The sequence below is a fragment of the Sedimenticola hydrogenitrophicus genome (genome assembly GCF_025175675.1).
Lineage (GTDB): Bacteria > Pseudomonadota > Gammaproteobacteria > Chromatiales > Chromatiaceae > Sedimenticola > Sedimenticola hydrogenitrophicus.
In genome coordinates this window covers 40,730-58,598 of sequence record NZ_JANIOA010000014.1, presented here as the reverse complement: position 1 = coordinate 58,598, position 17,869 = coordinate 40,730, and the positions used below count along the sequence as shown (strand labels likewise).

13 protein-coding genes and 2 tRNA genes are annotated in these 17,869 nt (G+C 61.3%); 8 read left to right on the top strand and 7 right to left on the bottom strand.

Features of this window, described 5'->3' with window-relative positions; genetic code table 11:
- Window positions 1-17 precede the first annotated feature (17 nt).
- The 6 genes from NPX02_RS09590 (at window position 18) to NPX02_RS09565 (ending at window position 3,558) form a co-directional block, all read left to right on the top strand.
- On the top strand, window positions 18-776 hold the full coding sequence (locus NPX02_RS09590) for a ParA family protein (RefSeq protein ID WP_260293322.1): 759 nt from the start codon (window positions 18-20) through the stop codon (window positions 774-776).
- A gap of 80 nt (window positions 777-856) precedes the next feature.
- On the top strand, window positions 857-1,159 hold the full coding sequence (locus NPX02_RS09585; protein WP_260293321.1) for an STAS domain-containing protein: 303 nt from the start codon (window positions 857-859) through the stop codon (window positions 1,157-1,159).
- Window positions 1,160-1,325: 166 nt separating this feature from the next.
- Window positions 1,326-2,417: a redox-regulated ATPase YchF gene (ychF, locus tag NPX02_RS09580; protein ID WP_260293320.1), complete on the top strand. Its 1,092-nt coding sequence runs from the start codon at window positions 1,326-1,328 to the stop codon at window positions 2,415-2,417.
- Between the two features lie 238 nt (window positions 2,418-2,655).
- A tRNA-Met gene (locus NPX02_RS09575) sits at window positions 2,656-2,732 on the top strand.
- 176 nt (window positions 2,733-2,908) lie between these two features.
- Complete coding sequence (locus NPX02_RS09570; protein ID WP_260293318.1) at window positions 2,909-3,148, top strand: AbrB/MazE/SpoVT family DNA-binding domain-containing protein; 240 nt, start codon at window positions 2,909-2,911, stop codon at window positions 3,146-3,148.
- Window positions 3,148-3,558: a type II toxin-antitoxin system VapC family toxin gene (locus NPX02_RS09565; RefSeq protein WP_260293317.1), complete on the top strand. Its 411-nt coding sequence runs from the start codon at window positions 3,148-3,150 to the stop codon at window positions 3,556-3,558. Before NPX02_RS09570 ends, NPX02_RS09565 begins: the two co-directional genes overlap by 1 nt.
- A 122-nt stretch (window positions 3,559-3,680) precedes the next feature.
- On the opposite strand, the gene NPX02_RS09560 is transcribed toward NPX02_RS09565, so the two are convergent.
- Window positions 3,681-4,253 carry a lipid-binding SYLF domain-containing protein gene (locus NPX02_RS09560; protein WP_260293315.1) on the bottom strand — a complete coding sequence of 191 codons (573 nt, stop codon included), beginning with the start codon at window positions 4,251-4,253 and terminating at the stop codon, window positions 3,681-3,683.
- Window positions 4,254-4,832: 579 nt separating this feature from the next.
- Here NPX02_RS09560 and NPX02_RS09555 point away from each other — a divergent pair.
- Complete coding sequence (locus NPX02_RS09555; protein WP_260293313.1) at window positions 4,833-6,128, top strand: ammonium transporter; 1,296 nt, start codon at window positions 4,833-4,835, stop codon at window positions 6,126-6,128.
- 84 nt (window positions 6,129-6,212) lie between these two features.
- Here the strand turns inward: NPX02_RS09555 and NPX02_RS09550 are convergent, their stop codons facing one another.
- The gene (locus NPX02_RS09550; RefSeq protein ID WP_260293312.1) at window positions 6,213-8,963 is read right to left on the bottom strand and encodes a cation-transporting P-type ATPase; all 2,751 of its coding nucleotides are present in this window, start codon (window positions 8,961-8,963) and stop codon (window positions 6,213-6,215) included.
- A gap of 190 nt (window positions 8,964-9,153) precedes the next feature.
- Between NPX02_RS09550 and NPX02_RS09545 the strand changes: the two genes are divergently transcribed.
- Complete coding sequence (locus NPX02_RS09545) at window positions 9,154-10,587, top strand: MBL fold metallo-hydrolase RNA specificity domain-containing protein (protein WP_260293311.1); 1,434 nt, start codon at window positions 9,154-9,156, stop codon at window positions 10,585-10,587.
- Between the two features lie 282 nt (window positions 10,588-10,869).
- Here NPX02_RS09545 and NPX02_RS09540 read toward each other — a convergent pair whose 3' ends face one another.
- The 5 genes from NPX02_RS09540 to ispB form a co-directional block, all read right to left on the bottom strand.
- The gene (locus NPX02_RS09540; RefSeq protein WP_260293310.1) at window positions 10,870-14,400 is read right to left on the bottom strand and encodes an EAL domain-containing protein; all 3,531 of its coding nucleotides are present in this window, start codon (window positions 14,398-14,400) and stop codon (window positions 10,870-10,872) included.
- A gap of 266 nt (window positions 14,401-14,666) precedes the next feature.
- On the bottom strand, window positions 14,667-15,773 hold the full coding sequence (locus NPX02_RS09535; protein WP_260293309.1) for a sialidase family protein: 1,107 nt from the start codon (window positions 15,771-15,773) through the stop codon (window positions 14,667-14,669).
- A 1-nt stretch (window position 15,774) separates the two neighbouring features.
- Entirely contained in the window at window positions 15,775-16,044 is a 270-nt protein-coding gene (locus NPX02_RS09530; protein WP_260293308.1) for a MoaD/ThiS family protein, read from the bottom strand.
- 217 nt (window positions 16,045-16,261) lie between these two features.
- A tRNA-Pro gene (locus NPX02_RS09525) sits at window positions 16,262-16,338 on the bottom strand.
- A gap of 10 nt (window positions 16,339-16,348) precedes the next feature.
- Complete coding sequence (gene ispB, locus NPX02_RS09520) at window positions 16,349-17,317, bottom strand: octaprenyl diphosphate synthase (RefSeq protein ID WP_260293307.1); 969 nt, start codon at window positions 17,315-17,317, stop codon at window positions 16,349-16,351.
- Between the last annotated feature and the right edge of the window lie 552 nt (window positions 17,318-17,869).

Sequence of the window (17,869 nt, the reverse complement as noted above, 5' to 3'; positions counted from 1 at the left end):
GCGCGGGTGGTGTGACCATGTACACCATTGCCGTTTTCAACCCCCAGCAGGGCGTCGGAAAAACCTCCGTCACCATCAACCTCGGGCATGCCCTGGCCCTGGCCGGCCATCAGGTGATCCTGGTGGATCTGGACCCCGCCGGCGACCTGACAACGGGGCTGGGCCTGTTCCGCCAGCCCACCCAGGGGATAGACCGGGCGTTGCTTGAGGCGGCCGATTTGGAGTCGCTGGCGATCAGTACCCGGGATGAGTTGCGCCTGATCCCCGCCGGTGCCAGACTGGCGGAGCTTGAGCAGGGGGATCAGTCCGGTATGCAGCGCGGGCTGTTGCTGCAGCGGGCGCTCTCCCGGGGCATGGCCGGGCAGGAATACATGCTCATTGATTGCCCGTCATCTTCCGGGCTGTTGGTGGCGAACGCACTGCTGGGGGTCGACATGGCGTTGCTGCCGGTGACAGGTGACGACAGTGGCGCCGCCGCTCTGCCGCATCTGCTGGAGACGGTCAGGCGGTTCGGCGCCGCCAGGGGGCAGGGGCTGGAATATACCCTGTTCATGAATCGCATCCCGGTACGGCGGCGTCTGACCGGGGTGGCGGCATCCAGGTTCTCCAGTCTCGCGCCGGGACATTTTTTAAAGTCGGTGATCTGCCAGTCGGATCTGATCAGCGTCGCCAGAGGTATCGGCAGGACCGTGTTTGAGTATCGTCCCAATGGTCGCGCCACCAGCGATTTTCGACAACTCGCCGCCGAGCTGCTGAAGCGCATCGACGCTGATTAAAAGAGTGGTGCCGGTGGTTTTAGTGCGGTGTAATATGATGCACCTGAACGGTGCAATCCAGGGTAATCCGGAGAAACGGGATGAGTATTACGGCGGTAGAGTCAGCGGACAAGCGGCAGATCCTGCTCAAGGTGACGGGGCGGTTCGATTTCTCCAGTCATTATGAGTTCTCGACCGCCTACAAACAGTATCCGAAAGGTACCCGGCAATTCGTGGTCGACCTGGCCGATACCGAGTATATGGACAGCTCCTCCATGGGCATGCTGTTGCAGCTGAAGGAGCATGCCAGCGGTGAAACGCCGGTCTCCCTGATCAATGCCAACGATGCGGTCAGGGAGATCCTGCAGATTGCCAACTTTGACAAGTTGTTCAGCATCACCTGAATCACCACGCTGGCGCGGCTTCCGCCGTTCGGGCACTCGGGATCGTGGGGATTTGCCCGGTCGGCCCGGTATTTCTTGTCCACGACCGGTGAAAGAGGCCGCTGCAGGCTAGAAACTGACCGCCAATTACCCTATCCTTGCCCTTTTTCTGTCGGGGCACTACAGCATGGGTTTTAAATGTGGCATCGTCGGCTTGCCGAACGTGGGCAAATCGACTCTTTTCAATGCGCTGACGCGCGCCACCATCGCGGCGGAAAACTACCCCTTCTGTACCATTGATCCCAATGTGGGCGTGGTCCCGGTGGCGGACCCCCGGCAAAACGAACTGGCGAAGATCGTCAAGCCGCAGAACATCATCCCCACCACCATGCAGTTCGTCGATATCGCCGGACTGGTGGAGGGTGCCTCCCGGGGCGAGGGGCTGGGTAACAAGTTTCTCGCCAATATCCGTGAAACCGACGCCATCTGTCACGTCGTGCGCTGTTTCCATGATGACGACGTGGTCCATGTCGCGGGCAAGATCGATCCCCTCTCGGATATAGAGATCATCAACACCGAACTGGCGCTGGCCGATATGGAGTCGGTGGAGAAGGCGCTGCTCAAGGCGGCCAAGCAGGCCAGGACCGGTGACAAGCAGGTACTGGTGCAGAAAGAGCTGCTGGAGCTGGTCAAGGCGCACCTGGATACCGGGGAGCCGGTGCGTGCCATGGACCTCAGCCGTGAGCAGAAACTGGCCCTGCGCGACCTGCACCTGTTGACCGTCAAGCCGACCCTCTATATCGCCAACGTGGCCGACGACGGGTTTGTCGACAATCCACTGTTGCAGGCGGTCGAGGCGCTGGCGGAAAGGGAAGGCGCGGGCGTGGTGGCGGTCTGTGCCGCGATCGAGGCGGAACTGGCGGAGCTGGATGACGAGGCACGCCAGGAGTTTCTCGCCGACATGGGGCTGGAAGAGCCGGGCCTGGACCGGGTGGTGCGGGCCGGTTATCGCCTGCTTGGCCTGGAGACCTACTTTACCGCCGGGGTGAAGGAGGTGCGCGCCTGGACCATCCCCGTGGGGGCTACCGCGCCGCAGGCGGCCGGGGTCATCCACAGCGATTTTGAACGCGGATTTATCCGCGCCGAGGTGATCGCCTATGCGGATTTCATCGCCTGTAAAGGGGAGCAGGGGGCCAAGGAGGCCGGCAAGTTGCGGCTGGAGGGCAAGGACTACGTGGTCCAGGACGGCGACGTGATCCACTTCCGCTTCAACGTCTGAGATGGCTTGCCGGAAATATTGATATATCGTGACTACTCACCCGATCTGAAAGCGATTGACCTGCCTTGCCGGCCTCACGCGATGGCTGGATCAAGATCGGCCAACAAGGCAGGCCAATCACCCTGGGAATAGTTACGAAATATCAGGCGGATAAGCGGATTGTTCCAGGGTTTTCGCAGTCGACGGCATGTTTTGAATTGACACGCGGAGGTAGCCCCGGTATATTTCCCCGCCTTCTGGCTACGTAGCTCAGTTGGTTAGAGCGACGGACTCATAACCCGTAGGTCGGTGGTTCAATTCCACCCGTAGCCACCAGATGAAAGCCCCAAGGCAGCGCCTTGGGGCTTTTTTTTCGATTGCGCCGCCGGCAAATCTGTCGTCCGCAAGTAGCCGGAGTCAACTTCATTCGGGAGAATATAATTCGTGCCGATTGCATCCCTGCCTTTAGGGTATTACAATGATTTGCAACGTAATACCGGCGGAGGCATGCCATGTCAACCACCCTCACCAGCAAAGGTCAGATTACCATCCCCAAACAGATTCGTGATGCCTTGAATCTGGCGCCGGGTTGTTCCGTGGATTTCGCGGTCAACAGTGAAGGTGAAGTGGTCATTCACAAAGTCGGCGCACAGCCCGACCGCAAGCCGGATCGCTTCGAGGCCGCCCGTGGCAAGGCCGATATTAAATGGCGGACGGATGATCTGATGGCCCTGCTACGCGGCGAAGGCTGATGCTCCTGGTCGACACCAGCGTACTGGTCGATGTCCTGGAAGACGATCCGAAATGGGCTGACTGGTCAATCAGCCAGTTACGTGCCCATTCAAAAATTCACCGGCTGGCCATCAATCCGATCATCTATTCCGAACTGTCGCTAACCTTCTCCACGGTGGAAGCACTGGATCAGACCATCGAGGAGCTGGGGCTGGCGCTGATCGAATTGCCACGCCCGGCGTTATTTCTTGCCGGAAAGGCCTTTGTACGCTATCGCCGACAAGGAGGAGCGAAGGGCAATGTTCTCGCCGATTTCTTCATTGGCGCACATGCGGCTGTAGCGAACTATTCCTTATTGACCCGGGATACCCGGCGCTTCTCCACCTATTTTCCCAGCCTGACCCTGATCAAACCGGACGTTTCCAGATGAACGTGCTGGAAACCGTAGAGAAATGACGAGTCGAAGACCAAATCAAGAGAAACAGGTTGCCAGGGTGTATTGATTAGGAACGAGACCTGTCTCGATAGCTCACCCACCCCGGCGCAGGAAAGTCAGCGGGCCGGTGTGAAGCCGAATTTCTGTCCGCCGACCGTCGCCTCATACATCAGACCGCCCTTGGGCATGGTGAAGATGGCCACCCCGTTGTCATAGTCCGCATCCGCGGACGCGCCCGCGGTCACCGCCACGGCGGATGCCTGGGCGTTGAACTCAAAGTTGCCGCTGGTGAAATCCTCCAGTGCACGCTTGTCCTTGAAGAAGATGATCTCGGTGTAGGCCTGACCCCCCAGCTGGAAGCCGATGGTGATCTGCGAGAGGCTCGAGGTGCCGATGAAGCTCCCCTGCCGATAGACTTCACCTTCGCCGTAGGCACCCCCTAGTCCTATACCGGCCTTGCCGACCGTGGGGAAGACGGCATAGCCATAGGCCTTGCTGAAAAACAGTTTCAGTCCGGGATCCTTGGACTTGAGCCGGGTTATCGCCTCGTCCACGGAGCGATTGCCGGTGTTGCTTTTACTGGCACCGGTATCCTCCCGCGGATTCCATCCGGCATTGGCCGGCTGGGTCAAGGGCAGAAAGATGAGCGTGATCAGGGTAAACAGTGTGGCGAAACTTCTACGATTCATAAATCATCATCCTGGGTCGTTTTTTTATTCCTCCCCATTTAAGCACAGAACCGGGGTCGGAAGCTGTACGCAGGTGGCAGCATGGAACGCTCCGGTCCGGGGTGGAGCAACTATTTTTTGTAATGTGGAAACTTTTTCCGTCATTACCGGTCTTTAGTACTGATGTCGGCAGTTTTTAGTCGGCATCAGCGAATGAAGTGTACTTTTGTTCATTTAGGACTCCCCTTCAGGCATGTAAGTCTGATTTAACGCCGCCCTCTCCCTGGGCGGTTTTTTTTGTCCAGGGATCGAGGATGCAGCGTGAAGCGGGAGCCAGGGTCGGGGATGTGCGCGAGCGGCGTGGCACACATGGACGCACAAAAATAGTGCGTGAATGGGGTGTATTCGCCTCTTAACCGTGCACGCCCTGCCTGTTTTAAGTGCGCTAACTACCTATCATATTGATATCATTATTATTATTCTATGGGCACGAATTGTGCATGATTTGGCGGCAATCTGTCGGCTATGGTTGATGGTTTCCGCTTTTTTATGCAAGGGCACTGATCGTGGGTGCCGTTTTTTTATGCTTGGGAGAATGTAATGAGAAAACCTCTATTGATCGCGTCCCTGTCGGGGCTTCTGCCCGGACTGGTTCAGGCTGAGGAGGCAGCCCTGAACAGTGCCAACACCGCATGGATACTCACAGCAACGGCCCTGGTCCTGTTTATGACGCTGCCTGGTCTGGCGCTGTTTTATGGTGGCCTGGTCAGAACCAAAAATGTGCTCTCCGTGCTGATGCAGTGCTTTGCCATTGCCGGCGCGGCGTCCATTATCTGGCTGGTGTTTGGCTACAGCCTGGCCTTTGGTGAGGGGAATGGCTGGATCGGCGATTTCAGCAAGGTGATGCTGGCGGGGGTTGGCCGGGAATCGCTGGTCGGGGATATCCCCGAGTCGCTGTTCATGCTGTTTCAGATGACCTTTGCCATTATCACCCCGGCACTGATCATCGGCGGCTACGCCGAACGGATGAAATTCTCCGCCATGCTGCTGTTCAGCTGTATCTGGCTGGTAGCGGTCTACGCGCCGATCACCCACTGGGTCTGGGGCGGTGGCTGGCTGCAGCAGATGGGGCTGTTCGATTTTGCCGGCGGTGTGGTGGTGCATATCACGGCGGGCGTGGCAGCCCTGGTGGCGGCGGTAGTGCTGGGACCGCGTAACGGCTTTCCCACTACCGCGATGCCGCCTCACAACCTGCCCATGACCGTGACCGGTGCCGGCATGCTCTGGGTGGGCTGGTTCGGGTTCAACGGCGGCAGTGCCCTGGCGGCCAATGGGGATGCCGCCATGGCCATGCTGGCCACGCATATTTCAGCGGCGGCGGGCGCCATGACCTGGTCGGTGATCGAGTGGAAACGTTTCGGCAAGCCGAGCGTGCTGGGCGCGGTCACCGGCATGGTGGCGGGCCTGGGTACCATTACCCCGGCCTCGGGCTTTGTCGGCCCCGGCGGGGCGCTGTTGATCGGCCTGCTGGCCGGTGGCGTCTGCTTCACCGCGACTCAGTACATCAAACGGGTGCTCAAGATCGATGACTCGCTGGATGTGTTTCCGGTGCACGGCATTGGCGGCATCATGGGCACCCTGCTGGCGGGTGTCCTCTCCTCGACCGAGCTGGGTGTCTTCAGCGGTTATGGCTTCGCCGACGGCATCGACAGCATGGGGGGGCAGTTCTCGGTCCAGCTGGTCGGCGTGGCGGTCGGGGTCCTGTTTACCGCCGTGGGCACCTACCTGATCCTGAAGCTGGTGGGCGTGCTGACCAGCGGATTGCGCGTCACTGACGAGCAGGAGGTGGAAGGCCTGGATACCGTCAGCCATGAAGAGACCGGTTATAACTATTGATCGGATCAGGAGTCTGTCGGGCAAGTCCGACAGACTCCTGCCGCTGCGGTAGGCTGCCCCGCCGTTCTGCTGCGGCGTGACCGGTCAGGCGCCGCTTTGCCGCCGCGGTCCCCGGAAGAATCGGCGCACCACCAGCTTTTCCAGCTCCACCAGGAAGAACAGCAGCACGCCCGCGGCAATGATCCGCAGCCAGGCCTCGATCGGCAGCGGTGCGGAGTGGAAGAACAGCTGCATCAACGGCAGATAGGTGTACAGCATTTGGAACAATGAGACGATGAGGATGGCCAGCAGAACATAGCGGCTACCCAGCAGACCGTCGCGGTTGAGAACCGAGGCAATGATATAGCGGGCGTTGAGCAGATAGAATATCTCCGCCACCACCAGGGTGTTCACGGCCACGGTACGCGCGGTCTCGATACTGGCGCCGGCGTTGTGCTCCCAGAGAAACAGCCCGAAAGTGGCCAGCACCATCAGCACGGATACATACAGAATCCTCCAGGCCATGAAGGGCGAGAGCAGCGAGTCCCGGGTGTCCCGCGGGCGTCGCTGCATGATATTGGCCTCGGCCGGTTCAAAGGCCAGGGAGAGGGCCAGGGTCACGGCGGTGATCATGTTGACCCAGAGGATCTGGGCCGCCGTCACCGGCAACAGTTGCCCGAAGGCGATCGCGGCGAGAATGGTCAGCGCCTCGCCGCCGTTGGTCGGCAGGATGAACAGGATGGACTTCTTGATATTGTCATAGACGGTCCTGCCCTCCTCGATCGCCTTGACGATGGAGGCGAAGTTGTCATCGGCCAGCACCATTTCCGCAGATTCCTTGGCGGTTTCACTGCCCTTGATCCCCATGGCGACGCCGATGTCGGCCCGCTTCAGGGCGGGGGCGTCATTCACCCCGTCACCGGTCATGGCCACCACCAGGCCACTCTGTTGCAGCGCCTTGACCAGGCGCAGCTTCTGCTCCGGACTGGTGCGGGCAAAGATATTGTTGTCTCTGACCCGCTCCCTGAGCCGCGCCTCGTCCATCGACTCCAGTTCCGCGCCGGTGAGTGAACTCCCGGCGTCCCTGATACCCATGCTTCTGGCGATGGCCCGGGCGGTGGTGGCGTGGTCGCCGGTGATCATCTTGACCTGGATGCCGGCCGTGTAGCAGCGCGCGATCGCCTCAATGGCCTCGCTACGCGGCGGGTCGACTATACCCATCAGCCCCAGCAGGGTCAGGTCGCCCTCGACATCATGGAAATTCAGCACCCGCTGCTGCGCATCGGTCGGGCGCATGGCGATGGCCAGGGTGCGCTGTCCGCGGGCGGCGATGGTCTCGGTCTGCGTGTCCCAGAACAGTGGGTCGATCGGTTGCGGGCCGTCGGCGCTGTATTGGCTGGTGCAGCGGGGCAGGATGGTTTCGCTCGCCCCCTTGATGTAGATACAGCCCCGTCCGCTGTGGTCATGGTGCAGGGTGGCCATGAAGCGGTGCTCCGATTCGAACGGGATCACATCCGTGCGCGGCATCTGCTCGGCCAGCTGGCTCGGGTCATAACCGCCCTTCATGCCCAGCACCACGAGGGCGCCTTCCATCGGATCACCATGCAGTTGCCAGCGCCCCTCCTTTTCCGTCATCGTGGCATCGTTACAGAGCATGGCGGCGCGGCAGCAGGTGCTGAGCAGGGGGTGGGCGGGATCCCAGGGGGTGCCCTCCCGGTCGACAAAGCCCCCGCGTGGGTCATAGCCGCTGCCCTCAACATCGAGGGAGGCGTCGGCGAACACCAGCGACTGCACCATCATTTCGTTGCGGGTCAGGGTGCCTGTCTTGTCGGAACAGATCACATTGACCGAACCGAGGGTCTCCACCGCCGGCAGGCGCCGGATAATGGCGTTTCTGCCCGCCATCCGCTGCACCCCGATCGCCAGGGTGATGGTGATAATGGCCGGGAGACCCTCCGGAATCGCCGCTACCGCCAGTCCCACAGCGGCGAGAAACATCTCCTCCAGGGAGTTGCCATGCACCAGGATGCCGAACAGGGCGGCAAACAGGGCGATGGCCAGGATGGCCATGGAGAGCCGGCTGGCAAACTGCGCCATCTGTCGGGTCAGGGGGGTGTTCAGTACCTCTACCTGCGCCAGCAGGGTGCTGATTCTGCCGATCTCGCTCTGTTCGCCGGTGGCGACCACCAGGCCGGTGCCCTGTCCGAAGGTGACCAGTGTGCCGGAGTAAGCCATGCAGCCGCGGTCCCCCAGTGGGGCATGCGGTTCCACGGGATCGGTGCTTTTTTCCGCCGCCAGCGATTCGCCGGTGAGCATCGCCTCGTCAATGTGCAGGTTGCGGAGATTGAACAGGCGCAGATCCGCCGGCACCCGGTCCCCGGACTGGATGAACACCAGGTCACCCGGGACGAGTTGCTCGGCCGGCAGGGTGAATCTCTTGCCGTCTCGGATCACCATGGCCTGGGGTGATAGCATATTGCGTACCGCCTCCAGTGCCCGTTCGGCCTTGCCTTCCTGGATGAAGCCGATAATCGCGTTGATGATCACCACACCAAATATCACCCCGGAGTCGACCAGATGACCCATGGCGGTGGTCACCGCGCCCGCCACCAGCAGGACATAGATCAATACGTTGCGGAACTGATCGAGAAATCGCGCCAGGGCACTGCGGGCGGCCGGCGGGTTGAGCCTGTTGGGGCCATGTAGGGCCAGGCGGCGTTCCACCTCCGTCGCGCTCAAGCCCTCCTCGTGAGTGGAAAGGGAGTCAAAAACCGCCGCTGCCGCCATGGCGTGCCAGGCGCTTGCGGGCCTGTCCGGCCGGTGCTTCTTCTGATGGCGTCTGTGGTTGATAGTCATCATCGGACCTGGGGTTGCGGGGTGATGGATTGGGTGTCGATGTATCCACAGCCTAGTTGATTCCTGTTACCGCTGTCGACCGGGCGCCTTGACGCGGGTCAACGGAGAATCCTTGTTGTCGGACGCGAGGCCGCATCCTGGTTATGATTACCGGGAGTGGTTTTGGTTCTGTCGTTGGCGGGAGGTACGGGTGAGTACATTGACATTTTATGGTGCGGCGCAACGGGTGACCGGCTCCTGCTATCTGATCAGCAGCGGACAGCAGCGGATACTGTTGGAGTGCGGCCTGCTGCAGGGAGAGAACAATAATAAGAAAGGGGGGCGGCGTGGCGGATCGAACGGCAACGAGGCGAACGAAGTCCACTTCCCGTTCGCCGTCGGCGACATCGATGCGGTGGTCCTGTCCCACGCCCACCTGGATCATTCGGGCATGCTGCCGCTGTTGGTGAAGCAGGGCTACGGTGGACCGATCTACATGACCCTGCAGACCGAGGCGTTGCTGCCGACCATGCACAAGGATGCCGCATTCCTGCAGCAGAAGGATACCGAATGGGAGAACAAGCGGCGCGCCCGTGCGGGAAAAAGGGCTATCGAGCCGCTCTATGATATCGACGATGTGGAACGGGAGCTGGCGCTGTGCCAGGGGATGACCTATGGCGCCGTGGCGGAGATTCTGCCCGGCGTCCGGCTCTGTTTTCGCGAGGCCGGGCATATCCTCGGATCGGCCATCGTCGAGTTGTGGATCGAGGACAAGGGGGAGACCCGCAAGCTGGTGTTTTCCGGTGACCTGGGTAACAGCCGCGCCCCGCTGATGCGCGATCCGGCCATTATCTCCGAGGCGGATCTGTTGCTGCTGGAGTCGACCTACGGTAACCGGAATCATCAGCCGCTGGAGGAGACCATGGCGGAGTTCAGTGCGGCGCTGGACGCGGCGGCGCAAAGTGGCGGTAATGTGCTGATTCCGTCGTTTGCCGTGGGCCGGACCCAGGATCTGATCTATCACCTGGGGCAGCTCTATCAGTCCGGGCAGCTGCGGCAGAACAACATCTTCATCGACAGCCCGATGGCCACCAGCATCAGCGAGATCTATGAGCAGAACACCCGGTTGTTCAACAAGGATGATCCCGAGTTCCGCGAGATCATGACCCATGACTGGCAGCAGTGGCTGCCGATCCTGCGCTTTACCCGCAGTGTCGAGGAGTCGATGGCGCTGAACAAGATCAGCGGCGGCGCCATTATCATCGCCGGCAGCGGCATGTGTCACGGCGGGCGCATCAGGCACCACCTGAAATACAACCTCTGGCGCAAGAATACCCACCTGATCATCGCCGGGTTCCAGGCCCGCGGCACTCTGGGCCGACTATTGGTGGATGGGGTGAAGAAAGTGAAAATCCTCGGCAGCGAGATTGCCGTCAAGGCGCAGATCCACACCCTGGGCGGCTTCTCCGCCCATGCCGGCCAATCGCAGCTGCTGGAATGGGCAGGGCACATGCGCAAGGCCATGCCCCGGCTCTATCTGGTGCACGGCGAATCCGAAAGTATGCTGGCCCTGCAGAAATGCTTTGTCGAGGAGTTCAACTGGGATGCCTCGATCCCGACCCTGGGCGAGGTGATCCATTTTTAGTACTCAAGCTGCGGGGTTCGCAGTGCTTGTAGGGTGGATAAGCCGGTAGGCGCATCCACCATGAAACGAATGCCGGTGGATGCCCAAGCTTATCCGCCCGAAACTGCGTCCAGGCGGATGGGTGGAGCGCCCCAATGAACTCTCCGCCGGCGCCGGCGCGCAACCCAGCCTGCACGCACATCCGCATCCGAAGATGGGTTACGGCACGAACAATCGTCAACAGGGGTGGCGCGCCTCCACCCATCACGCGTGTTCATCGGCAGTTGTGGGTAACGGGTAGGGCTAGCCGGCCTGCGCGAGGATCAGCGCCTCCACCGCTTCCGCCGTGACCGGCTTGCTGTACAGGTAGCCCTGGCCCTCCTGGCAGCCGGCCTGTTTCAGGAACTCGGCCTGGGCTTCGGTCTCCACCCCCTCGGCGATCACAGTCAGGCCGAGACTGCGGCCCATGGCGATGATGGCGTCCGCTATGGCCATGTCGTTGTGGTCGTCGGGGATGTCGCGCACAAAGGACTGGTCGATCTTGAGTTTATGGATGGGTAGTTGTTTCAGGTAGCTGAGCGAGGAGTAGCCGGTGCCGAAGTCGTCGATGGCCAGGGTCAGTCCGAGATCGCGCAGCGCCTGCAACTGGGTGATGGCCGATTCCGCCTGCTGCATGATAAAGCCCTCGGTCACCTCCAGTTCCAGGTGGTGGGTGGGTAGTCCGGTCTCCTTCAGTGCCGCGATCACCTCGTTCACCAGGGTGCCGCGCTGCAGTTGCGGGCCGGCGATGTTGACCGAGATGCGGCCGAAGTCGATCCCCTTGTCCAGCCACCGTTTGCCCTGGTGACAGGCCGTTTTCAACACCCAGTCACCGATTGGGTGGATCAGGCCGGACTCTTCCGCCATGGGGATGAACTTGGCGGGTGAGATCATCCCGAGTTCCGGATGCACCCAGCGTACCAGGGCCTCGACACCGATGATTTTGCCGCTCTGCAGCTCCTTCTGCAGTTGATACAGCAGCAGCAGCTGTCCCTGCTCGATCGCCTGACGCAGGTTGTTCTCCAGCAGTACCCGCTCGAAGGCGTTGCGGGTCAGCTCCTCGGTATAGAACTGATAGGTGTTGCGTCCCTCCTCCTTGGCCCGGTACATGGCGGCATCGGCGTTGCGCAGCAGGGTGGCGGGATCCTTGCCGTCCTGCGGACAGATGCAGATGCCCAGGCTGGCGGTGGTGCGGATGCTCTGGTCTTCGAGCTGGAAGGATTGGGCAAATACCGCGGCCAACTTCTGCGCCGCCAGGCCGGCGTTCTCCGGTTTGCCGATATCCTCCAGCAGCAGCACAAAATCGTCGCCGCCGATGCGTGCCACGGTGTCGTCCTGGCGTACCGCCAGGACCAGTTTTCGCGCCACCTCCTGCAGCAGCTGATCGCCTACCGGATGGCCCAGGCTGTCGTTGATGTGCTTGAAGTTGTCCAGGTCCAGGAAGATCACCGCCAACTGGGTGTTGTGGCGTTCCGCATGCTTGATCGCCTGCTCCAGGCGCTCGTTCAGCAGCAGGCGGTTGGGCAGGTCGGTGAGGGCATCGTGGTGGCCCATGTGGTCCAATTGCTCCTTGGAGCGTTTGATATGGGTGATGTCGGAGAAAATGCCGATGTAATGGGTCAGATTGCCGTGGCTGTCGAGTACCCGGTTGATGGTCTGCCATTTCGGGAACAACTCGCCGTTCTTGCGTCGGTTCCACAACTCCCCGCTCCAGTGTCCGGTTTCGGTCAGGGCACGCCATAGATCGCGGTAGAAACTCTGGTCGTGATGCCCGGACTTGAACATGCGCGGATTTTTTCCGATCACCTCCTCGCGGGAGTAGCCCTGGATATCGCTGAAGGCACGGTTGACCTCCAGGATGTTGCCCTCGGCATTGGTGATGACCACCCCCTCGTCGGTGCTCTCGAACACGCTGGCGGCGAGTCGCAGCCGCTCCTCGGTCTGACGGGTGCGGCTCAGGTCGTGCAGGCTCATCAGCATGCCGCTGGCGCTGCCGTCATCGTCGCGCAGCAGCTTCAGGCTGACCTCCATTGGCCGGCCGCTGGGGTTGAAGAACTCCCCCGGCTCCATGGTGAAGACCGTCTCGGCCCGGGACTCCTGAGCGCGACAGACCGGGCACAGCTCCTTCTCGCCCTGCGGGTGGATCAGCTCGGCGATGGGCCGGCCGACGCTCTGCTCCGGGGACAGTCCGGTCATCTCGTAGAATGCCTTGTTGGCCCGCAGCAGGTGGCGCTCCATATCCAGCAAATAGATAACGTCGTCGAACTGGTCCATGGCCTGGGTCCACTCGTGGGTGGCGCGGGTGATCTTAAGCTCCGCCGCCACCCGCTCGGTGATGTCCCGACCCAGTACGATCAGGCCTTTGCGCGCGCCGTCGCTCTCGAACAGCGGCACCTTGATGATATCGAAGACCTTGCGTCCGCCGTCGATTTTCGGAATGGCCTCCTGGCCACGAGAGAGCCCGCCGGCCTGCCACGCCTGCTCGTCGCTCCACTCGCAGGCGAGGAAGGCCTCGCGGTAGAGGTCGTGGGTGAACTCGGCCAGCTCCGAGTCGGTCTTGCCCCGGTAATCCACCCCGGCCAGGCCGAACAGTTCCAGGTCCGCCTCGTTGGCCTCAAGCCAGCGTCCGGCGCCATCCTTGAAACAGATGATATCCGGGGTGGCGTTGATCAGGGTGCGCAGCCGCTGCTCGTTCTCGCGCAGTGCCGCCTCGGCCCGATACTGTTCGGTGATGTTGCGCACCACGCAGATCAGTTCTTCGCGCTGCATGAAGCGGGTCAGGCGTGCCTCGTAGCGGTGGTTCTCTCCCCCCAGGGTGAGGCTGTAGTCAAATACCTGTATTTCCGCGGAGGTCAGCGCCTCCTGCAGTTTGCGCGTGAACAACTCGCCGGTCGGTTCGGGCAGCACCTCCTGCATACGCCTGCCGAGGAACTCCTCGGGCGGAAGGTAGATGTTGGAGGCGGATTGCGCGCGATAGTCCAGGATGGTGCCGTCGCCGGCAATGCGGAAGAACAGGTCCGGCAGGGCCTGGAACACCGCCTCCAGTTCGGCCTCGCGCTCCTCGGTTCGTGACAGCGTGTTCCTGATATCCGTCTCTGTCTGTTTGATCGGAGAGATATCCCGGGCGATACCAAAAATGCCTTCAACTTTATCCCCGATCAGCAGCGGGCCCTTGGTGGTGAGGTAGGGTAGGGTGCTATCGCCGGCAATGATGGCTTCGTGGTAGGTTTCGGTCTGGCCCACCGCCATGATGCGCCGGTCATCCGCGCGCAACTGCTTCGCCAGGGAGGCGGGGAAGAGCGCATAGTCATCGGCACCGATGATCTCCTCCAGCGGTCTGCCCAGCAGTTCCGCCAGGGCCGGGTTGCCGACGATATAGCGACCTTCGCGGTCCTTGATGAAAATCACGTCGGTGGTGTTGTGGGTGATGGCGTTGAGCAGCGTCAGGGTGCGCCGCTGTTCCGCCTGCAGGTGCTGCTCGCGCCACACCGCGCCGGCGATCTGCCCCGCCAGCCGGCTCATCAGAAAGTAAAGCAGCAGCGAGGTGACGGCGACGAAGCCCCACCCCTTGAGGGTGCTGACGATATTGATGGTGATGGCGTCCTCGAACAGGCGACTGACCAACAGGTCGGAAAACAGGATGTAGATCACCGAAAGTCCGGCATAGACCAGCACGATCGGCAGTACACCGCCTGGCGCGGAGTGGGTCTCGTCACGATTACTCGAGGCGGTCTCTGCATTCATGCGGCAGGGGGCGGCGTAGGTTGCGTTGGCTTGGTCATGAGAGTTTGGCAATTGTCCCCCCTTAATGGTTATCCCCTGTTGTCTTCTGTTGGCCCCGAGTCTGACCCGTCATCGCACGTCGATGAGGCGGCCACAAAACCGCCTGTGCTCCGGGTATAGCGTCACTTCGGGCGGAAGCTTGAATCTGGTTAAGGGTCAGCGCGGTGGCGCGGGGGTGGGGGGTGGGGGGCAGGGCGGAGCGGCCCGCCGCTAACCGTCGAGCTGCTACGGGACAGTTACCATGATCGGCTGGATGCTCAGGGCCGCGCCCGGCTGATTCAGGTGAAGCGGACACACAGCACCGGTGGCAGGTGGCTGCTGACAAGCTGCCAGGAGTCGCCCTGGTCTTCACTTATCCAGAGTGACCCGGTGGTACTCCCCATGGCCAGGCGTTCGCCATCCCGACTCACGTCCAGGCCGTGCCGATAGACCAGGTCGTAGGCCGATTCGTCGGGCAGACCGCGCTGCAGGATATCGAAATTCTTGCCGCCGTCAAGGGTGCGCGTAACCACCAATCGGGCATCGACCGGGAAGCGTTTCTCATCCTTGGTGGCGGGGACAAACCAGGCCGTGTCCGGTTCGCCGGGATGCACGGCGACCGCAAAGCCGAAACTCGATGGTGGCACGTCCACCAGTTCCTGCCAGTTCTCTCCCGCGTCATCGCTGCGAAAAATGCCGTTATGGTGTTGCATCCACAACCGTTCGGGTCGGCCGGGGCACTGTACGATACGGTGGGCATCCTGGCTGACGGGGTCCTCCGCCAGTTCCGGGGGCATGTAGACATTGCGCAGTCCCTTGCCAAGCAGCTGCCAATTATGGCCGGCATCCCTAGTTGTCCAGACCCCGCCGACGGAGACGCCCAGTGTGACATGCCGTGGATCCCGTGGATCGACCAGAATCGAATGAATCCCGGCGAAATCATAACCGCCACCCATCCATTTTCCGCGCCGGGGGTCATCCCACAACGAGCGGTTCAGTTCCCAGTTGTCGCCACCGTCGCGGGAATAAAACAGTCCGCCGGGAATGGTCCCGCACCACAGTTCATCCGGTGTTGCACCCGACTCGAGTGACCAGATCAGGCGGGTGTTCCAGGGGATGTCGACACCGCGCACGGGATCCTTGTCTTCCAGTTCGTCAGGTTTGGCCGGGTAGGCCGGGGTTGGTATTTCAGACCAGCTGGTTCCGGCATCATTGGAACGATGTAATTTGACCCCGAAGTGCCCGAGATCGAGTGCCGCGAGGTAGCGCGGGTTCTGGTCGTGCCCCAGCAGCATGGACACCGGGTCGCCGGCAAACCAGTGTTGCCCGATATGCCATCGACCGGATGCGTGACGTTCGATAGAGAACAATCCCTTGCGGGTCCCCACTAGCAAGCGGTCGCTCATGTCAGCCTCCCGAGAGTGCCTGCATGACAAAGATCTCGTCATGCTCGTTGACTTGATCCGTCAGGCCGTGACGATCCCGGATCATCTCCTGATTCACAAAAATGGTAACGTGTTCACGTACCATGCCCTGATCGTCCAGGACGTAGGTGCGTACCTCAGGGTTGCCCTGGAAATAGTTATCCAGTACCTGATGCACGGTGGCGCCGGCTATCCGCGCCGATGGGGTCGGCACATGACGCAGTAGATTGGGGGTGAAGCTCAACGTGGCCATTGTCTGATTCGCCGGGTGATGAATAGACAGTCTAGTTCGGTGTGGCCAGCTTTCAATCGATGGGTATGGAGCGGTGCTTGAAACTGTTATCCCGAGCCCGGTTTTCCGAAAGGGGACTAAGTTTCACGTTTCGCTTTCACGTTGCCTGACATTGCCCAGGAAGGGCGATGATGGAACAAGAATATAGTCAGCAAATGCCTGAATTTGCTATAGAATTTGGTCGGGGTGAGAGGATTCGAACCTCCGGCCCCTGCCTCCCGAAGGCAGTGCTCTACCAGGCTGAGCTACACCCCGAATTCTGTTTCTAACTCCTGCGCCGGACGGAAAAATCGGCCAGGGCAGCGAGGGCGTCGCGGAAGGGGGACCCGGGCAGGGCGCTCAGCGCCTGCTTGGCCTTGTCGGCTTCCTCCGCGGCAAGGCGCGCAGTGTACTCGATCGCATCGGTGGATTCAATGGTCGCCATGACGGTTTCGATATGTTCCCGGCCACCTTTTTCTATAATCTCGCGCAGGGCGGCCCGCTGTTCGGGGGTGCCCACCTGCATCGCCCGCAGGATCGGCAGGGTCGGCTTGCCCTCTTCCAGGTCGTCGCCGATGTTTTTGCCGATCTCGTCGCTGGAGGTGCTGTAGTCGAGGGCGTCGTCGATGATCTGGAAGGCGATGCCCAGGTGCAGGCCGTAATCGGCCATCGCCTGCTCCTGCGCCGGCGTGGCGTTGCCCAGTACCGCGCCGAGGCGGGCGCCGGCCTCGAACAGGGTGGCGGTCTTGCGCAGGATCACCTCGCGGTACTGCTCTTCGGTGGTGTCGGGGTCGTTGCAGTTGAGCAGCTGCAGCACCTCGCCCTCGGCGATGCGGTTGGTGGCGTGGGAGAGCACCTCCATCACCCGCATCGTGTCCATCTCCACCATCATCTCGAACGAGCGGGAGTAGAGGAAATCGCCCACCAGCACGCTGGCGGCATTGCCCCAGACGGCATTGGCGGTATCCCGGTTGCGCCGCATGTCCGATTCGTCCACCACATCGTCGTGCAACAGGGTGGCGGTATGGATGAACTCGATCACTGTCGCCAGATCGATATGTCCCTCACCCCGATAGTTCAGCGCGCGAGCCGCCAGCAGCACGATCATCGGCCGCAGCCGTTTGCCGCCGCTGTTGACGATGTAGTGTCCCACCTGATTGATCAGTACCACATCGGACTGCAGCCGCTGCAGGATCAGGGCGTCTACCGCCTTCATGTCTTCCGCAACCAGCTCGCGGATTGTGCTCATTTCCATGGGGTCTGTTCTTAACGCGTTGGTTTCAGGGATTTGGGAGTGAAGCATGCTAGGAGCCTGCCCGGATACTGTCAAGCGCGAGACCCGCTGGAGCCTGGACGATGTCATTTAACTTCGGGCGGGGCGAGGACCTGCCTGCTTGCTCGCCGGGACGCCATAAACCCTTTCATGCTACGCGTCCTGCTTCGCATGAAAGCCCGGCCCACCCATCCCTGGGTGGGCGTTCGCTGCTGCGCAGCTCACCCCTGGGGGCTTGCCGCGGCCGTTCCGGCCTCGCAGCACAGCTGCTTCAGCGTTCGGCTGCGCGCGAAGCTGCGCTTCGCAAGCGCTTGCCTCACCCATGGCCGCGAACACCCGTCAAGCAAGCAGTCAGATCCTCTCTTTCAAGCATTTGCGCGTTTAGATGTCGTGGGCCTGCCGCTGGTGCGGAACCGACGGTGGCGCACGCAGGAGATTTCCGGTTTTTTGCGCATGGTGATTGACCTGCGCTGCCGCCACGGGTAGAATTCCGCCTCTTTCGTTGGCGCGTTGCATGTCTGCGCGCCGAATTAG

Bases quoted from the DNA above. Each gene is read 5' to 3' on its own strand.
- ychF (WP_260293320.1), top strand. From the start codon at position 1,326: ATGGGTTTTAAATGTGGCATCGTCGGCTTGCCGAACGTGGGCAAATCG.
- NPX02_RS09530 (WP_260293308.1), bottom strand. From the start codon at position 16,044: ATGGCCACGTTGAGCTTCACCCCCAATCTACTGCGTCATGTGCCGACC.
- NPX02_RS09555 (WP_260293313.1), top strand. From the start codon at position 4,833: ATGAGAAAACCTCTATTGATCGCGTCCCTGTCGGGGCTTCTGCCCGGA.
- NPX02_RS09585 (WP_260293321.1), top strand. From the start codon at position 857: ATGAGTATTACGGCGGTAGAGTCAGCGGACAAGCGGCAGATCCTGCTC.
- NPX02_RS09570 (WP_260293318.1), top strand. From the start codon at position 2,909: ATGTCAACCACCCTCACCAGCAAAGGTCAGATTACCATCCCCAAACAG.
- ispB (WP_260293307.1), bottom strand. From the start codon at position 17,317: ATGGAAATGAGCACAATCCGCGAGCTGGTTGCGGAAGACATGAAGGCG.
- NPX02_RS09560 (WP_260293315.1), bottom strand. From the start codon at position 4,253: ATGAATCGTAGAAGTTTCGCCACACTGTTTACCCTGATCACGCTCATC.
- NPX02_RS09535 (WP_260293309.1), bottom strand. From the start codon at position 15,773: ATGAGCGACCGCTTGCTAGTGGGGACCCGCAAGGGATTGTTCTCTATC.
- NPX02_RS09565 (WP_260293317.1), top strand. From the start codon at position 3,148: ATGCTCCTGGTCGACACCAGCGTACTGGTCGATGTCCTGGAAGACGAT.
- NPX02_RS09550 (WP_260293312.1), bottom strand. From the start codon at position 8,963: ATGACTATCAACCACAGACGCCATCAGAAGAAGCACCGGCCGGACAGG.
- NPX02_RS09590 (WP_260293322.1), top strand. From the start codon at position 18: ATGTACACCATTGCCGTTTTCAACCCCCAGCAGGGCGTCGGAAAAACC.